Below are 1,138 nucleotides of genomic sequence, written 5' to 3'. Positions count from 1 at the left end.
GAACACGCTGTAGCTGAATTTGTGGCCCAGGATAAAGCTCGAAACTTTGATGTAAGCAAGGATGCACTCATGCGCGTAGCTGTCTTCCGCACGGACGATCGCTCATACCGCTTTGTATGGAGCTTCCATCATATCGTGATGGACGGCTGGTGCCTGTCCCTGATGACGGACGAAGTGTTTGGTTCATATGCTGCCTTGCTGGAGAACAAGCAGCCAGAGCTTGCACCTGTCAAGCCGTATAGTGACTATATCGAATGGTTGGAACACCAAGATGTACAGGAAGCAACCCGTTATTGGAGTGAGTATTTGGCGGGTTATGAGCAGCAAACCTTGTTGCCTGGTGAGAACGCACAAGCTTCTGTCGTCGCACGGGATGAAGAACCGAACAGCAGCGGTGGAAGTTCAAATGCCGGCTATGTTTTGGAAAAGCTGCCATTTAGGTTGGGCAAGGAGCAGAGTGCCGCATTAAACCAAATGGCCAAGCAGCAGCACGTCACGATTAACACCTTGCTGCAAAGTGTGTGGGGCGTTATTTTACAGCAATACAATAATCATCAGGATGTTGTGTTTGGTGGTGTGGTATCCGGTCGTCCGGCAGACCTTCCAGGCGTGGAGAACATGATCGGTTTGTTTATCAACACGATTCCAGTACGCATTTGCAGTGCACCGGATGCTACATTTGCTGAAGTATTGCAGCGCACCCAGGAGCAGGCTTTGGCCTCCAGTATGTATGACACGTTCCCGCTATACGATATCCAGGCACTGACTGAACAAAAACAAGACCTAGTTCATCACATCATGGTCTTTGAAAGCTACCCGATCGGGCAACAGATGAAGCAGATGGGCGGTTCCGGCGAGACAAAGGCACAAACAGGCTTCTCGATTGCCAATGTGGCACTTGCCGAGCAAACCAACTACGATTTTAACCTGATTGTCGTGCCTGACGAGGATATCTCCATCCTGCTTGAATACAATGCTCTGGTGTATAACCGGTCTGCTATGGAGCGTATCCAGGGCCATATCGACCATGTCATCGGACAAATTGTGGACAATCCAAATATCCGTGTGAATGAGCTGGAATTGGTAACACCGGAAGAACAGGCACAGATTGTTCAGGTATGGGGAGATACGGCGGCAG

The 1,138-nt window shown here is 49.9% G+C and carries 1 protein-coding gene; it reads left to right on the top strand.

Going from position 1 to position 1,138, the window contains the following annotated elements; all coding sequences use genetic code 11:
* Positions 1-1,138: condensation domain-containing protein (locus tag AC5ELV_RS26295; protein WP_493432458.1), on the top strand; the 1,138-nt coding region annotated here is incomplete at both ends.

The sequence above is a fragment of the Paenibacillus sp. NMA1017 genome (genome assembly GCF_058895805.1).
The sequence above is the reverse complement of the archived record's forward strand: the minus strand, read 5'-3'. Positions and strand labels throughout refer to the sequence as shown.